The sequence below is a fragment of the Aquabacterium lacunae genome (assembly GCF_004310865.1).
Taxonomy (GTDB): domain Bacteria; phylum Pseudomonadota; class Gammaproteobacteria; order Burkholderiales; family Burkholderiaceae_C; genus Aquabacterium; species Aquabacterium lacunae.
Window position 1 is genome coordinate 160,638 of the sequence record NZ_SIXI01000003.1, and the last position, 21,372, is coordinate 182,009.

General features: G+C 64.4%; 18 protein-coding genes and 1 pseudogene. 8 read left to right on the forward strand and 11 right to left on the reverse strand.

Translation table 11 applies throughout. From position 1 onward, the window contains the following. Positions 1 to 351 (forward strand): DUF3703 domain-containing protein, encoded by a 351-nt coding sequence (locus tag EYS42_RS08150; protein WP_130967983.1) that lies wholly within the window; start codon positions 1 to 3, stop codon positions 349 to 351. 343 nt (positions 352 to 694) lie between these two features. Here EYS42_RS08150 and EYS42_RS08155 read toward each other — a convergent pair whose 3' ends face one another. From EYS42_RS08155 to EYS42_RS08170, 4 genes are all read right to left on the reverse strand, one after another. After that, complete coding sequence (locus tag EYS42_RS08155) at positions 695 to 2,521, reverse strand: hypothetical protein (RefSeq protein WP_130967643.1); 1,827 nt, start codon at positions 2,519 to 2,521, stop codon at positions 695 to 697. After that, positions 2,518 to 2,997, reverse strand: coding sequence for a hypothetical protein (locus EYS42_RS08160; RefSeq protein ID WP_130967644.1), 480 nt, complete (start codon positions 2,995 to 2,997; stop codon positions 2,518 to 2,520). Before EYS42_RS08160 ends, EYS42_RS08155 begins: the two co-directional genes overlap by 4 nt. Continuing rightward, on the reverse strand, positions 2,994 to 4,160 hold the full coding sequence (locus tag EYS42_RS08165) for a dsDNA nuclease domain-containing protein (RefSeq protein ID WP_165456677.1): 1,167 nt from the start codon (positions 4,158 to 4,160) through the stop codon (positions 2,994 to 2,996). The genes EYS42_RS08160 and EYS42_RS08165 overlap by 4 nt, the downstream gene beginning before the upstream one ends. Before the next feature lie 698 nt (positions 4,161 to 4,858). Beyond that, entirely contained in the window at positions 4,859 to 5,893 is a 1,035-nt protein-coding gene (locus EYS42_RS08170) for an AraC family transcriptional regulator (protein ID WP_130967648.1), read from the reverse strand. 112 nt (positions 5,894 to 6,005) lie between these two features. Between EYS42_RS08170 and EYS42_RS08175 the strand changes: the two genes are divergently transcribed. Next, positions 6,006 to 7,505: an amidase family protein gene (locus EYS42_RS08175; protein WP_130967649.1), complete on the forward strand. Its 1,500-nt coding sequence runs from the start codon at positions 6,006 to 6,008 to the stop codon at positions 7,503 to 7,505. A gap of 146 nt (positions 7,506 to 7,651) precedes the next feature. On the opposite strand, the gene glmS is transcribed toward EYS42_RS08175, so the two are convergent. Further along, on the reverse strand, positions 7,652 to 9,544 hold the full coding sequence (gene glmS, locus EYS42_RS08180) for a glutamine--fructose-6-phosphate transaminase (isomerizing) (protein ID WP_130967651.1): 1,893 nt from the start codon (positions 9,542 to 9,544) through the stop codon (positions 7,652 to 7,654). 134 nt (positions 9,545 to 9,678) lie between these two features. Here glmS and EYS42_RS08185 point away from each other — a divergent pair, with 134 nt between their 5' ends. Continuing rightward, positions 9,679 to 10,191, forward strand: coding sequence for an Lrp/AsnC family transcriptional regulator (locus EYS42_RS08185; protein WP_245503563.1), 513 nt, complete (start codon positions 9,679 to 9,681; stop codon positions 10,189 to 10,191). 10 nt (positions 10,192 to 10,201) lie between these two features. Here the strand turns inward: EYS42_RS08185 and EYS42_RS08190 are convergent, their stop codons facing one another. The 4 genes and pseudogenes from EYS42_RS08190 to ttcA form a co-directional block, all read right to left on the reverse strand. Continuing rightward, positions 10,202 to 11,005, reverse strand: coding sequence for a J domain-containing protein (locus EYS42_RS08190; protein ID WP_245503564.1), 804 nt, complete (start codon positions 11,003 to 11,005; stop codon positions 10,202 to 10,204). A gap of 71 nt (positions 11,006 to 11,076) precedes the next feature. Further along, on the reverse strand, positions 11,077 to 12,474 hold the full coding sequence (gene glmU / locus EYS42_RS08195) for a bifunctional UDP-N-acetylglucosamine diphosphorylase/glucosamine-1-phosphate N-acetyltransferase GlmU (RefSeq protein ID WP_130967655.1): 1,398 nt from the start codon (positions 12,472 to 12,474) through the stop codon (positions 11,077 to 11,079). Positions 12,475 to 12,483: 9 nt separating this feature from the next. Further along, positions 12,484 to 13,146: a DUF4136 domain-containing protein gene (locus EYS42_RS08200; RefSeq protein ID WP_130967656.1), complete on the reverse strand. Its 663-nt coding sequence runs from the start codon at positions 13,144 to 13,146 to the stop codon at positions 12,484 to 12,486. Between the two features lie 137 nt (positions 13,147 to 13,283). Beyond that, positions 13,284 to 14,207 (reverse strand): annotated as a pseudogene (gene ttcA, locus EYS42_RS08205) (tRNA 2-thiocytidine(32) synthetase TtcA); the annotation flags it as partial. 223 nt (positions 14,208 to 14,430) lie between these two features. Here ttcA and EYS42_RS08210 point away from each other — a divergent pair. Next, entirely contained in the window at positions 14,431 to 15,573 is a 1,143-nt protein-coding gene (locus EYS42_RS08210) for a hypothetical protein (RefSeq protein ID WP_130967660.1), read from the forward strand. 26 nt (positions 15,574 to 15,599) lie between these two features. On the opposite strand, the gene EYS42_RS08215 is transcribed toward EYS42_RS08210, so the two are convergent. After that, positions 15,600 to 15,971 (reverse strand): dihydroneopterin aldolase, encoded by a 372-nt coding sequence (locus EYS42_RS08215; RefSeq protein ID WP_130967662.1) that lies wholly within the window; start codon positions 15,969 to 15,971, stop codon positions 15,600 to 15,602. Positions 15,972 to 15,981: 10 nt separating this feature from the next. Beyond that, the gene (locus tag EYS42_RS08220; protein ID WP_130967664.1) at positions 15,982 to 16,752 is read right to left on the reverse strand and encodes an SDR family oxidoreductase; all 771 of its coding nucleotides are present in this window, start codon (positions 16,750 to 16,752) and stop codon (positions 15,982 to 15,984) included. An 89-nt stretch (positions 16,753 to 16,841) separates the two neighbouring features. On the opposite strand from EYS42_RS08220, the gene EYS42_RS08225 reads away from it, so the two are divergent. The 4 genes from EYS42_RS08225 to EYS42_RS08240 all read left to right on the forward strand — a co-directional run bounded on the left by EYS42_RS08225 (position 16,842) and on the right by EYS42_RS08240 (position 21,276). After that, positions 16,842 to 18,032 carry a class I SAM-dependent methyltransferase gene (locus tag EYS42_RS08225; protein ID WP_130967666.1) on the forward strand — a complete coding sequence of 397 codons (1,191 nt, stop codon included), beginning with the start codon at positions 16,842 to 16,844 and terminating at the stop codon, positions 18,030 to 18,032. A 57-nt stretch (positions 18,033 to 18,089) separates the two neighbouring features. Then, positions 18,090 to 19,025, forward strand: coding sequence for a UDP-3-O-acyl-N-acetylglucosamine deacetylase (gene lpxC / locus EYS42_RS08230; protein WP_130967667.1), 936 nt, complete (start codon positions 18,090 to 18,092; stop codon positions 19,023 to 19,025). 6 nt (positions 19,026 to 19,031) lie between these two features. Next, positions 19,032 to 19,220: a hypothetical protein gene (locus EYS42_RS08235; protein WP_130967669.1), complete on the forward strand. Its 189-nt coding sequence runs from the start codon at positions 19,032 to 19,034 to the stop codon at positions 19,218 to 19,220. 142 nt (positions 19,221 to 19,362) lie between these two features. Continuing rightward, on the forward strand, positions 19,363 to 21,276 hold the full coding sequence (locus EYS42_RS08240) for a propionate--CoA ligase (protein ID WP_207301135.1): 1,914 nt from the start codon (positions 19,363 to 19,365) through the stop codon (positions 21,274 to 21,276). Positions 21,277 to 21,372 lie beyond the last annotated feature (96 nt).

Genomic DNA, 21,372 nt, shown 5'->3' on the forward strand with positions numbered 1-21,372 from the left:
ATGCACCGGAACCTGTGGAACGCAAGAGCCTTTGAACGCTTGCTGGCCGGCGCGAGCCACTGCCGATCCAGTGAGCAGGCGTGGCTTCACCTTGAGGCTGCCCACGTTGTGGGGCAAATGCGGTGGAAGCCTCACCTGGCTGTTCACTGCCACATGCTTGTGCGTGCATGCAGAGAGCGCAACGTGGCCGAGGTGCTTGGTCAGGCGTTTCGCCTGGGACTTGTCCCGCTGGGGCACTTGTTCCAACGCCTGCCGCGAGGCAACACCGGACGATCCCATGTGAGCGCGTTCCAAACCATGGTCGTTCGTCCGGAGTTGTTGATGCTGATTGACCGCATGGGTGCACCCTGAATGGGGCGCCTCATGCAGTATGCAAATGCGTTGCCTGAGCGCTAGAGAATCGAGTCAGCTTGAAGCTGACCATGCCTTGTGGCGGGCTGCTTTGCAGCGAATGCAGCCGGTCGCCGGCTGCGAACCAACATCCGTTAAACGTCATCAAGATGACTTTCGCATCGGAGAGCAGTAGCGGCTTGGATGTCAGCTATTAAGCGCAGAGCTGACGTCGGTATCGCGACTGTGCGGACGTCCAATACACATGGTGGCGACGCTCGCAGCACGCCCGCTCGTTGGGTGTCTTCGGGCGCATGAATCGGGGCCGAGCCAGTCATGCTGACCGCTGGGTCTACGCTTCACGCTATGGCTGGGTCTTGTCTGCAGGCGGGGGTGGTTCCTCGACGGCCAACAGGTCGCCGTGCTTGCCCAGATACATCGGCTTGTCGGGACCCTTGTAAGCTGGTAGCCACCGCTTGTCGTTCTGACCCGTCGGATGGTCATACTCGGTGGAGGAGAAGACGAGCTGCGCATCATTGGCTTCGCACATCTTCTCAAGCTCCGTCAGATACTGTGCCAAGTCAGCGGTATGAAGTTCTTCTTGCTTCGGCGTGTCCAGAATCAAGAACCGGAACGGGCGCGACTTGTTTGAGAGGTACGCTTCAAACAAGGCTGCGTGAATGGCAAGAACCAACCGAATGGTTGTACTGCTGGTGCCGCCACTTCCGATGGTTTCAATCGCCTCTCCGCCGAACGTGAACCGCAGATTCAAGTCGATGTCTACGTTTGTCGACACATTCTGCGTGACCAGCGTCCGCATCCACTTCACGGTGAGCTCGCGAAGCGTCATCCGCAGCATCTTGAAGTCGTTGTCTGCCCGACCCGTGTTGGTCAGACCGTCGATGCGGTCCTGAATGCGGTCGCGCTCTCGCTCCAGATCGAACAACTTCGACTTCTCGGTCTTCAGCGCCGCTATGCGGCCCAGGTTCGACTGCACGTCGACAAGTTGCTTTGTCATGGCCTGGACGGCTGTGACTAGCTGATCGACTTCCGAAGCGGATGGCGAGTCCAGGTTGTCGGCAAGCGTCTTTCGCTCTGCGCGGAGCTCTTCCAGTCGCTCCTGCAACTGCTCGGCCCGAACTTCCGCGCGCATGCTGTTGCGCTCAAGATCCTTGATCTGGTCCTTGAGATAGAGGAGATTCTTTCCGTACGACTCTGTGCTACCCAGGAAGAGGCCGCAGTTTGGCACCCGGCAGATTTCCTGGAACGAGGTGAATACACGCCTGGCCTCTTCGTTCAAACCAAGCGTCTTGACCTCGCCATCAATCTCGGCGCGGATAGTCTCAATGCCCGCAACGCGGTTCTTAAGGTCGAAAAGTTCGAGCTGTTTGGCGCGAATCTGGACATCCTTCTGGCGCAACATCTCCGTGAGGGCGGAACTTGCTGTGCCCTTCGCGTCTACCGACGTGCGCAACGCGTCGATCTGCGCCGTCAGGTCATCAGCCATGCGCCGCAGCGCCGCTTGATGTGAATCGCTGTCATCTACACCGCGACTTTGGTACTCCAGCACCCGCTGCGCGCCGACGATCTTGCGCGTCTGCGCCTCGAGGGCGGCCTTCTCCTCGATGAGGTTCTTCTTGACCTCGTATGAGTGCTTCGGGTTTAGTCCAAAGGAGAAGCGGACCATCTCTGCGAACTGGTCCTCAATGAAGGCGTTGGGCGACTTGTAGGCGGCGGAGTACCCGTAGCCTTGAATCAGGTAGAAGACCGGCAGCAGTGTCGAGATGTAGGGCTGCGCCTCCTCTCCCTTGTTCGAGACCAGTCGTGGGGGCTTGAGGCCGAGCAGCTTGAACAGCGCGATGGAGAAGGAGCCCTCCGAGTGGTGCTCGGTCTCCTCGCCATCGAAGTCAATCGTCGCATAGAACTCGTTGTTCGTCGCACCCAGCACCCTGCGGATCGTGAGTGGCTTGCCCTCGGACTCTGCGATGAGAACCACAGCCTTGCACTTCTCAAGGATGTCGGTTCGAAACTTGTTCTGGAATCCGAGTGCTGACGCAAGCCCTCGGATGACAGGCGTCTTGCCGCTGCCGTTGGGCGCGAACAGCATCGTCGTCCGCTCGCCGAAAGTCAGAAGCGGGCTTTCCCACCCCGTATCGCCCAGTGGCTCGATCTGCAGTGACTTCAGCCTCAATTCACTTCCCCCCTGGCTCTAGCTTCATCCCGGATGTACTGGTAGCTGAGCTCGATTGTTTTCATGGACACAGCCAGCAGGTTGTCTCCATCCACAGCACCGTTGTAGACCTTCTTCCCTAGGTCGGTTACGGAGATTCGCCGAGTCGCTTCGTCAATGGTCACTTGGCCGGTAGCCTCCAAGAACGTAAGTGCCTTGATCGTGCGGATGCGAAGGTTGCCTGACCAGCCGATTTCCTGCGAAGACCCCTTGAAGCCGGCGACCGTGCGCTCCAAGCACTCACCGACCAGCTGGCCAATTTCAGGTAAGTGTGGCTTAGACTGTCCCTTCGAGATGGCGAGGATGGTCATTGCAAGAAGGGGCAGCTGAAAGAGAGCCTCATTGTCGAGCGTATGAGCTGGGGAAAGTCCTTCCCCTGACACGCTCAACTTCAGCTTGAGCCGCCTGGCTTCGCTGAAGAACTCAGCGGTACTCATCGTGCGGACCTTCTGACCACAGCGGCACAGAACCCGCCGAACACCAGGTCAGTGTCGAGCGTCGGGAACTTCTTCCCGATGCTCGAACTTAGGATGCCTTGAATGAATTCTTCGAGGTCCGAAAAGACGCCGCCAGCGAGCAGCCAGCTCTTGCATTTGCTGTCGATTTCTTGGGTCAAGAGGTCGAAGGTGAACTCCGGGACGTCATGCCGAGCCTTCCGCACCCACATATCCCAAGACACCTTGGCCCGGGAGGCGGTCTCGATCATCGACTCGGTGGCGCCGACCTCCTTAAGCTTGCGCTGAAGGATGGACGCTGCCTTGATGGCCGCAGGGTCGCCCCCGTCTACTATGGTCTGGTAAACCTGCGTGGAGATGCTTAGAACTTTAAGCAAGTCTTCCAGGCCAACGCTCGCTGCCAGGTCGATTCCCGATTTGGAAAGCCCGCTGATGGGGGCGCAGGACTTCTCTTCGACCAGCGTTACCAAGCCTGTCGCGATGCGCTCAACCTCGTGTTGATGCAACTCGATTTCGCTATGCCGGTAGATGGCGGTATGCGCGGCGGCGGCAAAACCATCAAGCGTTTCGCCGATGTACTGCACATTAGCCAGCAGCGACAGCTTCTTCCGTGCGGCCTCGACCTCCTCGGGCGTCATGGCTTTGGTCGGGGAGACAACGTCCGCGAACCTACCAATGAATTGGGTGATGTACTTCTTGCTGGATGACCCAGCTGCCAAGTCCGCTACGACTTCGTGAACGTCGTCGTCGAAGTGCACATTGCTGAGGATCGTGACCTCTCTGCACTGTTCGCCGAACTCTAGCGTGTGCACAAAGAGCTTGCCGGCGATGCTCTTTCGAATCGCTTCAAGCTTCTCCTCGGTATCCAAGGCACCCTTCTTCTTGAGCGCGAACACTTCGGCTACGTCCCACTGCTGGTTTGCCTTGCCCTTTGTCTTGACTTGGAAGAAGTGGTACTCGACGACGCCGGCAACGGTGCGGCGCACGACGAAATCGTCGTGGTAGTCACAGTAAACACGGTCGACCTCTTTGCCGCCCAGAATCTCAAGCGCCGCGTAAGCGGCTGCTTGGAACTGCATTCTGAAACGCGACACCGTGTTTCGCCCGACGGTCTCCCGCGGCGCCTTGGCATGTATGGTGTCCATGGGAATGTTATTTTGCTCCCCGCTTCGCGCACGCCCACTTTGTAGCAGATTAATCCTGGTGGGCGCATAGCGAAGATCACCCGCTCTACGTTTGCGCACTCGCCAGCCTGGAGCTAACCTGCCATGCAGGTGCAGTATCGATCGACCGACATGCAGTCGGACGGCGTATGGAGAGGCGAGATCAAACATTGACATGGCTGTATAAATATACAGTATTCGCGTTTTCGGCGCCTGAAAGCCTTTTGCCGAGACATTGCCGCCGCAACTGCAGCGGACGGGGCACCTACCCCAGGACGCGTGCCCAAGCTCTCTCGTCCTACAGCACCTTGGCGGACTACTGCACTTCCTAGGCGAACTCGTGGAATGCTGCGTTGCGTGAGGCCATACACCTTTCGAAGAGCCGCTGTCAGCCGGAGCCGACATTCCGCCCCAAGGGGCGACCGACTGCATCCAGCCTTGAGCAGCCACTGCTTGGTAAACGGCCGCACTGCACCGATAGTAGGCCTCCACTTGGCCTTCAGCGCTGAAACCCCGATGAATTGGCATCGGTAGCTCCTGTGTCCTTCAGAAGGGCGGCCCGCAGCGCCCCCGGATGACCGCGCTGTGAACCGGCCAACCTGAGCCAATGAATCGCTGAGCCCTTTGATGAAGCCTGGCTGACCGCCAGAACCAGCTGCTTGCAAGCCGTGGCGGGCCGCTCAAGGCAGCCTTGCTCGCCAGGCACTGGGCGTGAGCCCTGTCCACTGTCTGAACGCGCGGGTGAAGTTCGCAGGGTCGGCATAGCCCAGCATCTGAGCGATCTGCGCCACCTCCAGCACTGGGCGCTCCAGCAACGACAGGGCATCTCTGCGGCGCGCCATGTTGAGGAGGTCCATGTAGCCCACGCCTTGCTCTCGCAGCCGACGGCGCAAGGTTCGGGTGCTCATGTGCAGCCGTTCGGCCACGGCCTCGAAACTGGGGTAGCCATCAACCTGCCACACCAACTCGTGTCGCACCCGCTCTGCAATGTCGTCCGTGTGCTTACCCTGCAGGCGCTCCAGCGTCTCGCATTGGCTCAATGCATCGTTCAATCCCAGCGCACTGGCGTTCGGCAGCGGGTCATCCAGCAGGTGCTCGGGAAAACGGATGCAGCATGACGGCATGCCCCAGTGGACGTTGCCCAAACGATCGCGCACAGAACTGGCCCATGGTGGCGTGTCGACATCGAACCAGATGACGATGCCCTCTGACGCATCGCGGTGCAGGCCCAGGATGCCCCGTGCGAAGCCAGCCACCATGGCCTCCAACACCGTTTGGCGGTGTGCGGCCGGGACCACGGCTGGCTGCGTTTGAAAAGACAGCGTGCACACATCGTCGTCGGTCGAGATGCCCAGCGTCACCCCGATGCCATAGAAGCGCCAGAAACGGCGACACAAGGCCAGGGCCTCGCGCCCTGTCGGGCAGGACAACACGGCTGCGCCCAACGGCCCCAACGCGGTCGGTGGGATCCGCCAGCCCATCTCGACGCCAATGCACACCTGTGGCCCCAGCAGGTCGCCGACGGCACTCAGCAGGCGCAGGTACTCAGGCAACGACAGCTCATGTCCCGATGCGATATGCGAAGCCGAGATCCCCGCGCGTCGCAGAACCTGCTGTCGCGCATGCCCATGCTCCTCTGCCAGCGCCAGGTAGCTGCGCGTGAACAGCGCAGGAACCGTGACTGCGGGCAGAGATCTGTTTTCGGATGAGGGCATCGGTCGTGGATGGTTGGCCGAAATTGACAAGCATTATGGCCGCGGAGTCTCTCACGCCGTGGCGCGCCGCGCGCCCACAATCCCGCGTCGCCAACGAGAAGGACTGCCCAGGATGAGTGCCACCGACAATCTGCAAAGCGCCAGGGAGCTCGCCAAGGGTTTGGCTGCGGGACGCCTGGGAAGCCGCGATCTGCTGGAGCAGCATCTGTTGAGGATCAATGAGCGCAATGCCGCCGTCAATGCCGTGGTTGCGCTTGACATTGAGCGGGCACGCAGACGTGCCGATGAGGCGGATGCCGCCATCCGTCGGGGCGAATGCTGGGGGCCCTTGCACGGTCTGCCCATGACGATCAAGGACACCTGGGAAGTGCCCGGCATGCCTTGTACCGCGGGCGCACCCGAGTACGCCAACCACCACCCGCGGCAGCCTGCGCCCGTGGTGCAGCGGCTGCAGCAGGCCGGCGCCATCATCTTTGGCAAGACCAATGTGCCTTACAAGGCGCTGGACATCCAGACCGACAACCCCGTCTACGGTCTCAGCCGCAACCCATGGGCGCCAGAGCTGACCACGGGTGGCTCATCGGGTGGCGCGGCCGCAGCACTTGCATGCGGCTTCACACCCTTGGAAGTCGGCAGCGACATCGGTGGCTCGATCCGCATTCCAGCGCACTTCTGTGGGGTCTATGGGCACAAGACCACGCACGGGATGATCTCGATGCGCGGCCACATCCCAGGCGCCCCCGGGCACATTGGGGAGCCGGACCTCGGGGTTGCCGGCCCCATGGCGCGCAGCGCCGACGATCTCGCGCTTTTGCTGCACATCATCACGGTGCCTCCACCGGGCACGCAGCCCGGCTGGCGACTGGATCTTCCGCCACCTCGGTACGATCGCCTGGCTGATTTCCGGGTATTGATGTGGACAGACGACGACGATTGCCCCATTGATTCGCGCTTGGCCAGCGCATACGGGGATCTGGCCGCGCAACTGTCACAAGCAGGGGCCCAAGTGAGCCGGGGAGCCCCTGCGAACCTGGGACTCATGGACCTGTACCCCAACTACACCTTGCAAATGGGGGCACTGATGAAGGCCTGGCTGACGAGAGGCGAGCGGATGGCAAAGGGCATGGTCGCGCCGGCCATGGGCTGGACGCCGGCTTTGCTGCGGACCTTGGCGAGGTTCATGAGTTCGCCCCAATGCATCGACAAGTTCGTGGAGGGGATGACCATGAGCCACAGCCGTTGGCTGAACGTGCTCGAAGACTCGCTCGTTCTGCGAGAGCGGTTCACGGCCGCCTTTGAGCAATACGACGTGATCCTGGCTCCGCCCACGATGACCACAGCCTTCCCCCACGACGCCTCGCTGTTTGCCACACGCAAGCTGAAGGTCGATGGTCGCTCCCGGCATTACAGCGACCTCTTCATGTGGATTGCCCCTGCCACCGTGCTGGGCCTGCCCGCCACCAGCGCGCCGGTCGCTCGAACATCGGAAGGGCTGCCGGTCAACGTGCAGATCATCGGCGCCCCCTATGAGGACCGGATGACCATTCAGTTTGCAGGGTTGTTGTCCGAGATGCGAGGAGAGGTGTTGGCACCGTTGGCGGGGCGGAGGTAAGAGGAGCCTCCAGCGAAGGATGCCCACGGGTCTTCAGAGAAGGCCGTGAGCTGGCAGTGGCCACACACACAAAAGGGACCCAAAGGTCCCTTTTGTTCTTCGCATAGCGCCTGAACCTCAGCCAGGCACCAGGCGGTCAAGTCACATCACTCCACCGTCACACTCTTGGCCAGGTTGCGCGGCTTGTCCACGTCGGTGCCCTTGGCGCAGGCGGTGTGATACGCCAGCAGCTGCAGCGGCACCACGTGCAGGATGGGGCTGAGCGCGCCGTAGTGCTCGGGCATGCGGATCACGTGGATGCCGGGCTCGGCGTGGATGTGGGTGTCGCCGTCCGCGCACACGTACAGCTCACCACCGCGGGCCTTCACTTCCTGCATGTTGCTCTTGAGCTTTTCCAGCAGCACGTCGTTGGGGGCCACCACCACCACGGGCATTTCGGCGGTCACCAGGGCCAGGGGGCCGTGCTTGAGTTCGCCGGCGGGGTAGGCCTCGGCGTGGATGTAGCTGATCTCTTTGAGCTTCAACGCACCTTCCAGGCCAATGGGGTAGTGCAGGCCACGGCCCAGGAACAGGGCGTTGTCTTTGCGGGCAAAGGCTTCAGCCCAGGCCACCACTTGCGGCTCCAGCGCCAGCACGGCCTGCAGCGCGGCGGGCAGGTGGCGCAGCTGCTTGAGGTAGCTGGCTTCGGCCTCGGCGTTCAGGTGGCCACGCAGCTTGGCCAGGGTCAGGGTCAGCAAAAACAGGCCGGCCAGCTGGGTGGTGAAAGCCTTGGTCGAGGCCACGCCAATTTCCACGCCCGCACGGGTCACGTAGGCCAGCTTGCATTCGCGCACCATGGCGCTGGTGGCCACGTTGCAGATGGTCAGGGTGTGCTCCATGCCCAGGCTGCGCGCGTGCTTCAGGGCCGCGATGGTGTCGGCGGTTTCGCCTGACTGGCTGATGGTGACCACCAGGGTGCGGGCATCGGGCACGCTGTCGCGGTAGCGGTATTCGCTGGCGATCTCGACATTGCACGGGATCTTGGCGATGCTTTCCAGCCAGTACTTGGCGGTGCTGCCCGAGTAGTAGCTGGTGCCGCAGGCCAGGATCAGCACGCGGTCGATCTGGCTGAACACCTGCTCGGCCTGCGTGCCAAACAGCGTGGGCGTGATGGCCTCCACGCCTTCCAGCGTGTCGGCAATGGCGCGCGGCTGCTCGAAGATTTCCTTTTGCATGTAGTGGCGGTACGGGCCCAGCTCCACGGCGCCGCTGTGGGCGGTCACGGTGCGCACGGGGCGCTGGGCTTCGCTGATGCGCACGTGGGCCACCGCACCGCCCTCGCCGGCCTGGGCTTGTTCGATCCAGTGGCGGCCGGGTTGCAGGTCGACCACGTCGCCTTCTTCCAGGTACACGATCTGGTCGGTCACGCCGGCCAGGGCCATGGCGTCAGAGGCCAGGAAGCGCTCGCCGGCATCCACACCGCCGACACCCATCACCAGGGGCGAACCATGGCGCGCACCCACCACACGCTGTGGCTCATGGGCACAGAACACGGCAATGGCGTAGGCACCGGTCAGGCGCAGGGTGGCGGCCTTCACGGCGGCGAACAGGTCGCCTTCGTACAGGTGGTCAACCAGGTGGGCAATGACCTCGGTATCGGTCTGGCTGAGGAAGAGGTAACCCAGGGCCTGCAACTCGGCGCGCAGCTCTTCGTGGTTCTCGATGATGCCGTTGTGCACCAGAGCGATGTGGCCAGGCTTGGTGTTGGGGGCCTCGGCGCCCGGGCCATGCGAGAAGTGCGGGTGGGCGTTGTGCACGGCCGGCGCACCGTGGGTGGCCCAGCGGGTGTGGGCAATGCCAAGGTTCGCACCCAGGCCATCGGCCTGCACCTGCTCTTGCAGCTCGGCCACGCGCGAGGTGCTGCGGGCGCGTTGCAGGGCGCCGTCTTTCAGCACGGCCACGCCGCAGCTGTCATAGCCGCGGTATTCGAGGCGCTTGAGGCCTTCGGTGAGGACGGGAACGATGTTGCGCGAACCAATGGCGCCGACGATGCCGCACATGCTTTGAACTCCGGTAACGGGTGTGTCGGTGGGAATGCTACGGTGCGCACAGCACATGCGCATTCCATTTCATGCCATTTTTTGGATCAAAATTCCATACCATGACCAACATGAAACAAGAATATCAATAAATCATGAAAATGAATCAAAGCAATCAACTGGATGCGCTTGACCGGCATTTGCTGAGCCTGCTGCAAGAGAACTGCCAACTGTCGGTGCAGCAACTGGCAGAGCGCACGGGGTCGTCGGGCGCCACCTGCCATCGGCGTGTCAAGGCCATGGAGGAGGCTGGCTACATCGAGCGCAGGGTTGCGCTGCTGTCACATGACCGGCTCAAGGCGGCTGGTGTGTCTGTCTTGCATGCCCTGGTGGAGGTGACCTTGGAGCCGCAAACCCAGGAAAACATGGCACGTTTTGAAGCGGCGAGCCTGGCCGAACCCGCCGTTCAACAGTGTTGGCGTACGGGTTCAGGCCCCGATTTCATGCTGGTGCTGGCTGTGCAGGACATGCCTCACTACCAGCAGGTGGCGCAGCGCCTGTTCGTGCAGGCGCACTGTGTGCGCAATGTGAGGGCGTTCTTTGCAACGCACCGGCCGAAGTTCTCGCATGCACTGCCGCTTCAGGCGCCCCAGGGCACAACCCACTGAGCCGCCCCGATCAGGGCGACGTGGCAGAGGACACGTGCCCCGCACCCACCATCAGCGCCATGTTGGGCTGCAGGTCAAGAGACAGGCTGAGGGCCTCGCCGTCGAGCAGGTGTTTGTCTGGAGCGACGCCCGGCACAAAGGGAGAGACCACAGGGGGTGCTGCAGCGCCAACGGCTGAGGCCACCTGACGGGCCATCAGCTCCTGTTCGCGATGCTCGAGCGATCGCACGTCGGGTGGCACCAGCTGCTCCGGCGATCCCTTTTGCCCCAGGTGAGCAGACAAGGTTCGTTCTGCGTCCATCTGGGAGGTGATCTGCTGCACCCACCACACCAGCCCCAAGGCGACCAAAAATGAGGCGGCCAGGGCCATGGGCACCAGCCGACTCTTTTGCAACCAGGGGTTGACCGGCGCCCCAGCCTTCAAGCTGTCCCAGTCGATGTCCTTGAATTGCTCCAACGTGGATGCAGTGGCATCGGCATCCTGAAAGCTGCTGCCCACGCTCGACAGGTCGTCGGCATCGGCGCCGAATCGCGTGTTGCGCCACGCGCCACTGCGTTCAGTGGCCTTGCGTGTTGCATCTGCCGTGGGCTGCGGCTTGGGCTGTGCGGCCGCCAACCCTGCGTCGTAATCGGCACGCAGCACAGGGTCGCTGAGCACTTCATAGGCCGCATTGAGCAGGGCCATGTCATGGTTCGCGCCCTCCGACTGCCCATGCCGATCGGGGTGCATTTTGGCGGCCAGGGCACGGTAGGCGGCACGGATGACCTCCAGGGGGGCATCTCGGCTGACCCGCAGGCGTTGGTAGTGGTCCACGTGGATTCAGGGCAAAACTTGACAGAGCATCGATGTTAGCGGCTTGTGCATGGTGACCGTCTCGGTGCTTGTCAGGGCTTGGCAGCCTTTTTCGGGCGAACCCAGCCCGACAGGCTGAGTTGCTTGGCACGGGCCACCGTGAGCTGGCCCGCGGGCGCATCCTTGCTCAAGGTGCTGCCGCCGCCGATGGTGGCGCCATCGCCCAGGGTGATGGGCGCGATCAGCACGCAGTTGCTGCCCACGTGCACGTCATTGCCGATCACGGTGCGGTGCTTGTTGGCGCCGTCGTAGTTGGCCGTGATGCTGCCCGCGCCGTAGTTCACGCGCTCGCCCACGGTGGCGTCTCCCAGGTAGGCCAGGTGGTTGGCCTTGGCGCCGTCGGCCAGCGTGCTGTTCTTGACCTCGACGAAGTTGCCGATGTGCACCTCACGGCCGAGCTGGGCACCCGGGCGCAGGCGGGCAAAGGGCCCGATCAGCGAGCCGGCGCCCACGGTGGCGCCGTCTTTGTCGCCATCGATGTGGGTGAAGGGGTGGATGACCGCGCCGGCGTCGATGCGGGCATTGCGGATCACGCAGTTCGCACCGATGCGCACGTCATCGCCCAGCTGCACACAGCCTACGAACACGCAGTTCACGTCGATCTCGACGTCGCGGCCCACCTCCAGGCTGCCGCGCAGGTCGAAGCGGGCCGGGTCGGCCAGGCGCACACCGGCTTCCATCAGGCGCACGGCCTGGGCCTGCTGATGGCGGCGTTCCAGGTCGGCCAGTTGCAGCGGGCTGTTCACGCCCAGCACTTCCACTTCGTCACGCGGCTGGGCGGCCACCACGGCCACGCCGTCGGCCACGGCACGGGCCACCACGTCGGTCAGGTAGTACTCGCCCTGGGCGTTGTCATTGGTCAGGCCAGCCAGGGCCTGCTTGAGCCAGCGGGTGGGCGCGGCCATCATGCCGGTGTAGACCTCGGTGATGGCGCGTTGCGCTTCGGTGGCATCTTTGTGTTCGACGATGGCCAGCACCTGGGCGCCATCGGGCGTGCGCACGATGCGGCCATAGCCGGTGGGGTCGGCCAGCGTGATGGTGAGCAGGGCCAGGCGCTCGCCTGCGCAGGCATCGACCAGGGCCTGGGCCGTGACGGCTTCGATCAGGGGCACGTCGCCATTGAGGATGAGGGTGATGCCTTCGTCAGGCAACACCGGCACGGCCTGCTGCACAGCATGGCCCGTGCCCAGTTGCGGCTCCTGGCGCACGAAGCTCAAGGGCGCCTGCGCGAACTCGCGGCGCATCTGCGCTTCGACCAGCTCGGCGCCGTGGCCGGTGATGACCACCTGCTGGGCCGCCTGCAAGGTGCCGGTGGTGGCCAGCACATGCGACAGCATGGGGCGGCCCGCCAGGGTGTGCAGCACCTTGGGGCGCGACGACTTCATGCGGGTGCCTTTGCCCGCGGCCATGATCACGATGGACAGCGACATCTGAGTTTCTTATCGGGGTTGTGAGGCTGCGGGCGACGATGCAGTCGATGCGGCAGGTGCAGCCAGTGGAACGGTGACTCGCCGCGGGCTGATGGCCACGGCGGGGAAATCAAACAGGGCGGCCTGGAACAGGGGCGCCATCAGGCTGTCAGGTGCCGAGCCCAGTCGCAATGTGGAGGCTGACGCCTCGTACAGCACGGAACTGCTGGCCTTGTCTCGCACCAGCAGGCCCACCTGCAAGGTGGTGCGGGGCGTGTCGAAGTTCAGGCCAATGCCCACGCCGCCACGGCCGCCCCACAGGCCACCGAAGCCGATGTTGCCGAAGACGTGGCCATCGTAGGGGCGGTAAAAGGGGTCATCGCGCCAGCTGTAGCCAGTTTGCCGCTGCACCGACACCTGCACCAGCACCTGGGCGTCTTCGGGCCGCGCGGCGACCACAAAGCCGCGGGCGCGCAAAGCCGGCTCGGCCGCGGCCTCGATGCGGGCCTGCTGCTCGGGCTGCACTTGCTGCGAAGGCAGGCGCTCGAACACGTAACGAGGCGCCTGCAGGCTGGCCGGCCACTGGCCGTGCGTGTTCACGTCGGCCGTGAGCTGCTGCAAGCCGGCGCACCCGGCCAACCCCATCAGGACGCTGGTGCCAATGGCCACGGCCAGCAGGCGTTGCGGGGTCATGCGGCAGGCTGCGGGTTGGCACTGCCTTCGGGCTCATCGGGCAGCTCGAAGGGATTGGAGGCGGCCTTGGGTGTCACCTTCAGCGAGGTCAGCGAAATGGCCTGCGTGCCGGCGCCCAGGCTGCCTGGTGTGCCGTCTGCTGGCGAGCCACAGCCCTCGTCTTCGTCGAAAGCGATGTCACCCCCTGGCACGGGCGCGCCCGTGGCCTTGACGGTCTGGAAGGGGTAAAGCTGGCGGTCCATCAGGTGCGAGGGCACCACGTTGGCCAGGGCCGTGAACATGTTGTCGACACGGCCGGGGAATTTGCGGTCCCAGCCCTGGATCATCTCTTTCATGGCTTGGCGCTGCAGGCCGTCTTGGCTGCCACACAGGTTGCAAGGGATGATGGGGAACTCGCGGTGGGCGGCGAAGCGCTCGATGTCCTGCTCGCGGCAGTAGGCCATGGGGCGGATCACGGTGTGCTCGCCGTTGTCGGTGACCATCTTGGCGGGCATGCCCTTCAGGCGCGAGTTGAAGAACATGTTCATCAACAGCGTTTCCAGGATGTCGTCGCGGTGGTGGCCCAAGGCGATCTTGGTGCAACCCAGTTCCTTGGCCACGCGGTACAAGATGCCGCGGCGCAGGCGCGAACACAGGCTGCAGGTGGTTTTGCCTTCTGGGATGACTTTCTTGACCACGCTGTAGGTGTCTTGCTCTTCGATGCGGAAGGGCACACCCACCTTGGTGAGGTACTCGGGCAGCACGTGCTCGGGGAACCCGGGCTGCTTCTGGTCGAGGTTGACGGCCACCAGCTCGAAGTGGATGGGCGCCCGGCGCTGCAGGTTCATCAGGATGTCGAGCATGGCGTAGCTGTCTTTGCCACCCGACATGCACACCATGACCTTGTCACCCTCTTCGATCATGTTGAAGTCGGCAATGGCCTGGCCCACCTCGCGGTGCAGGCGCTTGCTGAGCTTGTTCATCTCGAAGGCGTGGCGTTTGGCAGCGGCCGCGGCCTGGGCGTCGGCCTCGCTCAGGGAGGCACCCGGGGGAACGCCCTCAGGGGCACCCGGGGCGTTCAGGATCTGGGGGGAGACAGCGTCGTTCATCCTGCGATTTTCGCCGATTGGCGCGGCTTGCGCCACCCGTACCGCCGCCCCGCCCCCTTCAGGCAGGGGAAGACCCGATCGAGAATTTGCGCCCACCCAGAATAATCAACCCCATTAATCACCACTCATTCAGGAGCACCTCATGCACCGTGCGCGTCCTCTCGCATGGGTTTGGCCCACCTCACACTGTCTTGGCTTGGGTCTCAGCCTGGCATTGCTGTGCGGCCCCACCCTGGCCCAGAACTACACCGGCGTGTCCGTGATCGAGCGCTTTGGCACGATCCGCACGGTGGCCGGCGACATCTTGCCCAGCGGCTACCCGGTGTTCATGGCGCAGGACGGCACCGTGGTGGGGCATGCCAAAACCGGCACCACGCGCGCGTTCAACCTGGCCACGCTGTCTTACGACTACCGCTACACCTTGCAAACCTTGCGGTGGGCCGCCGGCAATGTCAAAAGCGCACCGGCAGTCAAGGTGAACACTTCGGTGTGGCCCACCGCTGGTAACGCCCAGGGCAACTGGGCAGGCTATGCGCTTGGCAGCACGCAAGTTTTTCAGGGCACGTCGCTGCCACGCCGTGGGCAGGACCTGCCAGCCGTGTGGATCAACGGCAAGATGACCAAAATCAACGGCGCCACCGGTGCTTACTTCGACCCCATCGACATGAATGCGCAGAACTGGGTGCTGGGCACACGCCCCCCCAGCCTCGCCCGGGGCGACGAGATCCAGGGCGTGATCTGGAAGAACGGGACACTCACCATTCTGGACAGCGGTGTGGCACGCAAAGCGTTCCCCGAGAAGATGAACGACCAGGGTGACGTGGTGGGCATGGTGCGCGACGAAACCTGGAGCCCAGAGGGCGCCTTGCTGTCCTACACCGAGCGCGCGGCGCTGTGGGTGAACGGCAAGCTGACCTGGTTGGGCCCTGACCCGTCGAAGGCGTTTTCGATCAACAACCAGGGGCAGTTCCTGGTCCTCAATCGCGCCGAACCGGGCTGGGGCTGGGAGCTGCGCAACACGTCAGGGGGGTTCACTCCGCTGAGCTGGCCCGATGACGTGTCGGTGGGCAACCTGATGCTCAACAACAAAGGTGAAATCGGCGGCCTCTACAGCCGTTACGACCCACAGACCTTCCAAACCTCACCCCAGCGCCCCTTCGTGATGAAGAACGGCGTGATGGTCGATGTTTACACCCAACTGGACGCCAAGGGCATTGCCTTGACGGACGGACAGCGCAACTGGGTGCAGCGCCTGGTCGACTTCAGCGACCAGGGTGGCATGTTGATCAACCACGATTCGCCCTTCAACAGCACCATGCGCATCAACGTGGCCCCTTGACCTGTTCGCCAACAAGGCCGGGCAACTCACCACTGCCCGGTTTCCATGCGGATGGCCACTTCGCAGTCGTCGAAGATTTCCAGCTTGGCGATCTTGACGCGCACACCCAGCACGCCGGGCAGGTCCATCAGGCGCTTGCACAGCTTGCCGATCAGGGTTTCGAGCAGGTTCACATGCTCGGACCGGCACTCCTCGATGATGATGCTGCGCACCTTGCGGTAGTCGAGCACATTGAGGATCTCGTCGTCGTGCGGCAGCAGGGGCTGGCTGCCCATGTTCAGCTCGGCATCGACCTGGATGGGCTGCGGTGCATTGATTTCGTGATCGAGCACGCCCAGGCTGGCGTCGAAACGCAGGCCGGTCAGGGTCAGGATCTGGTTGCCTTTGGTCAGGGACATGGCTGGGGCCTCACATCATGGAAAAGTCGCGCTCGAAGCGCTGCAGGTGCTGGCCCCCGTCGACCAGCAAGGTGGTGCCCGTGATCGAGCGATTGGCCAGGGCAAAGGCCACGGTGGCGGCCACGTCGGCCGCACTCGATGAACGCCCCAGTGGCGACAACTGATGCAGCTGCTGGAACTTCTCGCCCTGCAGCCATTCGCTGGTGAGCGTCAGGCCCGGGGCCACGCCCACCACGCGCACGGCCGGCGCCAGGGCCAGGGCCAGCAAGGTGGTGGCCGATTCCAGGGCCGCCTTCGACAGCGTGTAGCTGAAGAAATCAGGGTTGGGATTCCACAGCTTCTGATCGAGCAGGTTCACCACCGCACCTTCGGCTTGTCTGGCCTGCAGGTGCTCGGCCAGGGCCTGCGCCAGCACGATGGCCGGCGCGGTGTTGGCGCGCAGGTGCTTTTCCAGCGCGGCATAGGTGAAGCTGCCCACAGCGTCGTATTCAAAGGTCGAAGCGCTGTTGACAACGGCGTCGCACTGGCCCAGGGCAGACACCACCCCGGGCAGCAGCTGGCGGCAGGCGGCTTCGTCGGCCAGGTCGGCCTGCAGCACGGTGGCACGGCGGCCCAGCGCCCGGATCTCGTCGGCCGTCTGGTCGGCCTCGGCACGGGAGCTTCGGCAGTGCACGGCCACGTCCCAGCCTTGGGTGGCCAGGGTCAGGGCGATGTCACGGCCCAGGCGCTTGCCCGCCCCTGTCACCAGGGCCACGCGCACAGTGGGAGATGGAGGATTCATGACAGCTCACGAAGTGGGATGACAGTGTAGTCAACCCGGGCGCGGCCCGCTGGCGGCTGCCGCACAGGTTTGCGTCGACAATTCGGCCCATGAGTGCCCCGCATCGCCCCGACGCCGCCGTGGCCCAGGCCACCACCCTGCCCGACAGCCCCCTGGCCCGCCTGATCGCCGACGAAATCCGCCAGCGTGGCGGCTTCATGCGCTTCGAGCGCTACATGGAGCTGGCCCTGTACACGCCCGGGCTGGGCTACTACAGCGGCGGGCGACGCGTGCTGGGCCAGGGCCCGCAAGACGGCAGCGACTTTGTCACCGCCCCTGAAATGAGCCCGCTGTTCGGCCAGGCCGTGGCCGCGCAACTGGCGCAGGCGCTGGAGGTGACCGGCACCGACCAGCTGTGGGAGTTTGGCGCGGGCACCGGCGCCCTGGCCGAGCAGCTGCTGGGCGAGCTGGGCGACCGCATCCAGCGCTACACCATCGTCGACCTGTCGGGCACGCTGCGCGAGCGCCAGCACGAACGCCTGGTCAAGGCGCACCCGGCGCTGGCGCACAAGGTGGTGTGGGCCGACACCCTGCCCGACCGCTTCGAGGGCGTGATCGTGGGCAACGAGGTGCTCGACGCCATTCCCGTGCACCTGCTGCATTTCGACGGCCAGCAATGGCGCGAACGCGGCGTGACCCTGGCGCCCGACAGCACCGATGCGCACCCCGTGTTCGCCTGGGCCGAGCAAGAACTGCCCGAGGGCGTGCGCCCGCCCACCGAACAGCCCGACAGCGTGTTCGTGCCCGGCACCGTGGTCGAAACCCATGGCCCGGCCGAAGCCTTCGTGGCCACGCTGGCGCAGCACATGGACAAGGGCGCGGCCTTCTTCATCGACTATGGCTTTCCGGCCGACGAGTTCTACCACCCGCAACGCACGGGTGGCACCCTGATGTGCCACCAGGCCCACCGCGCCGACCCCGACCCGCTGGACCAGGTGGGCGCCAAAGACATCACCACCCACGTGAACTTCACGGGCGTGGCGCTGGCGGGCCAGGAGGGCGGCTGGACCGTGCTGGGCTACACCAGCCAGGCCCATTTCCTGATGAACTGCGGCCTGCTGAACCTGCTGCCCCCACCGGGCGACACCCTGAACGCGGCCCAGATCAAGGCCACGGCCGCCGTGCAGAAGCTGCTGGGCGAACACGAAATGGGCGAGCTGTTCAAGGTGGTGGGCTTCGTCAAGGGCGACTGGTTCGACGCCCTGGGCTTTTCACGGGGTGATCGCACCCACCTGTTGTGACAAGGCCAATGCCCTGCGCGCAGGACAGACCTTGAACGAAACGCGATAATCTGGGCCATGCTGCAACAACGCACCCTGAAATCGCTGACCCGCGCCGTGGGCGTGGGTCTGCACAGCGGCCAGCGGGTCGAGATGACCCTGCGCCCGGCGCCGGTCAACACCGGCATCGTGTTCCGCCGCGTTGACCTGCCCAACCCGGTCGACATCCCGGTCACGCCGGCCTCGGTGTGCGACTGCCGCATGGCCACCACCATTTCCCCCGGTGGTGACCCGGGCGCAGCCAAGGTCAACACCATCGAACACCTGATGTCGGCCTGTTGCGGCCTGGGGCTGGACAACCTCTACGTGGACATCACCGCCGAAGAGGTGCCCATCCTCGATGGCTCGTCGGCAGCATTCGTGTACCTGCTGCAAAGCGCCGGCATCGAACTGCAGAAGGCGCCCAAGCGCTTCTTGCGCGTCAAGCGCCCGGTGGAATACCGCGAAGGCAGCGGCGCCAGCCTGAAGTGGGCCCGCCTGGAGCCCTACCACGGCTACAAGCTCACCTTCGAGATCGACTTCGACCACCCGGCCGTGGACCAGACCGGCCAGTGCGTGGAGTTCGATTTCTCCAGTGGCCAGTACAAGCGCGACATCGCCCGCGCCCGCACCTTCGGCTTCACGAAGGACGTGGAGATGATGCGCTCGCGCGGCCTGGGCCTGGGTGCCAGCATGGACAACGCCATCGTGGTCGATGACTACCGCGTGCTCAATGGCGACGGCCTGCGCTATGACGACGAGTTCGTGAAGCACAAGATCCTGGACGCCATCGGTGACCTGTACGTGGCAGGCTTTCCGCTGCTGGCGCACTACAGCGCCTTCAAGTCGGGCCACGCGCTGAACAACCTGCTGCTGCGCGAGCTGCTCAAGCAGGAAGACGCTTACGAGATCGTCACCTTCGAAGACAAGGCCAAAGCCCCGCGCGGCATGGCCGAACTGGCTCCGGCCTGGTAAGACCCCATGGTGGCCCTGCTGCGATTTCTGGTGCTGGGCCTGGTCCTGGCCTTCGTGTTCTGCGTGATCATGGGGCGCCTGACCGGCCAGCCCGTGTGGCGCGAGCGGGGCATGAACGTGCTCAAGTGGGGCGTGGTGCTGGCCATGATTGCCTTCGGCGGGTTCATCTTGCGGCGCGCTGCCTTGTTCATGTGAGGCGATCACTTCAGCCGCTGGACCGAGACACAGTGCGCAAGCCCCAGGCAGGTGTGGCAGCCTGACACAGGGTGAACCCTGACGCGCCGACAAACCCCCGTGCCTAGCATGGTGAAAACCTCTCCCCTGGAAGGCGATCACCATGAACTACGCTGAGCTGCACCGTCGATCGATCACCGAACGCGACGCTTTCTGGCGCGAACAGGCCACCCGCATCGACTGGGCCACGCCGCCGGGCGACGGGCACGAGGCCATCTGCGACGCCAGCCAGCCCCCCTTTGCCCGCTGGTTCCCGGGCGCCACCACCAACCTGTGCCACAACGCGGTCGACCGCCACGTGGGCCCGCGTGGTGACCAGCCGGCCCTGACCTACGTTTCCACCGAGACGAACCAGGAACGCACCTGGACCTTCCGCGAGCTGCACCAGGAGGTGCAGACCATGGCCGCCATCCTGCAGCAGCTGGGCGTGGGCCGTGGCGACCGCGTGCTGCTGTACATGCCCATGGTGCCCGAGGCCATCTTCGCCATGCTGGCCACGGTGCGGCTGGGCGCCATCCATTCGGTGGTGTTCGGCGGCTTCGCCAGTGCCTCGCTGGCCACCCGCATCGACGACGCCCGCCCCAAGGTGATCGTCACGGCCGACGCGGGTTCGCGCGGCGGCAAGGTGGTGGCCTACAAGCCCCTGCTAGACGACGCCCTGCGCCTGGCCACGCACTCGGTTGATCACGTGCTGCTGGTGGACCGCGGCCTGGCCCCGGCCGAGCGGCAGGCCACGCGCGATGTCGATTACCTGCCCCTGCACGAACAACATCGCCAGGCCCACGTGGGCTGCACCTGGGTGGACAGCACCCACCCCAGCTACATCCTGTACACCAGCGGCACCACCGGCAAGCCCAAGGGCGTGCAGCGCGACACCGGCGGCTATGCCGTGGCCCTGGCCACCTCGATGGACCTGATCTACCAGGGCAAACCGGGCGAAACCTTCTTCTGCACCAGCGACATCGGCTGGGTGGTGGGCCACAGCTACATCGTCTATGGCCCGCTGGTGGCCGGCATGCGCACCGTGGTGTACGAGGGCCTGCCCACCTGCCCCGACGCCGCCGTGTGGTGGTCGCTGGTCGAAAAGTACCAAGCCACGGTGATGTTCTCGGCGCCCACGGCCATCCGGGTGCTGAAAAAGCAGGACCCCGAATGCCTGAAGCGGCACGACCTGTCGTCGCTCAAGCACCTGTTCCTGGCGGGTGAACCGCTGGACGAGCCCACCGCCCGCTGGATCAGCGACGCCATCGGCAAGCCCATCATCGACAACTACTGGCAGACCGAAACCGGCTGGCCCATCCTGAGCGTGGCCCATGGCGTGGAGCCCGGCTTCCCCACGCGCTTCGGCTCGCCTGGCGTGCCCATGCCCGGCTTTGACGTGCAGCTGCTCGACGACAGCACCGGCCAGCCCATCACCACGCCCGATACCAAGGGCGTGGTCACCATCTCGCACCCCTTGCCGCCCGGCTGCCTGCAAACGGTGTGGGGCGACGACGCCCGCTTTGCCAAGACCTACTGGAGCAGCTTCCCGCAGCGCCAGCCCATGGCCTACAACACCTTCGACTGGGGCATCCGGGATGCCGACGGCTACTATTTCATCCTGGGCCGCACCGACGACGTCATCAACGTGGCCGGGCACCGCCTGGGCACCCGCGAGATCGAAGAAGCCGTGAGCGGCCACAGCGCCGTGGCCGAGGTGGCCGTGGTGGGCGTGGCCGACAGCCTCAAGGGCCAGGTGCCGGTGGCCTTTGCCGTGCTGCGCGACGCCAGCCGCGCCGCCACGCCCGAACTGGCCCAGGCCCTGCAGGCCGAGATTTTCAAGACGGTCGACCAGCACCTGGGCGCCGTGGGTCGCCCCAGCCGCGTGGTGTTCGTGAACGTGCTGCCCAAGACCCGCTCGGGCAAGCTGCTGCGCCGCGCCATCCAGGCCGTGTGCGAAGGCCGTGACACGGGTGACCTGACCACCATCGAGGACCCGACCGCGCTGGCGCAACTGAAGGAGCGCTGGGGCGGTTGAGCCCCCCCGCGAACGCGGGCCCCATTGCGGGGGGGGGACACCAGGAAAAGCACCCCCAATGGCATCACGGTTCTTTACATTCCAACCCATTCGAAA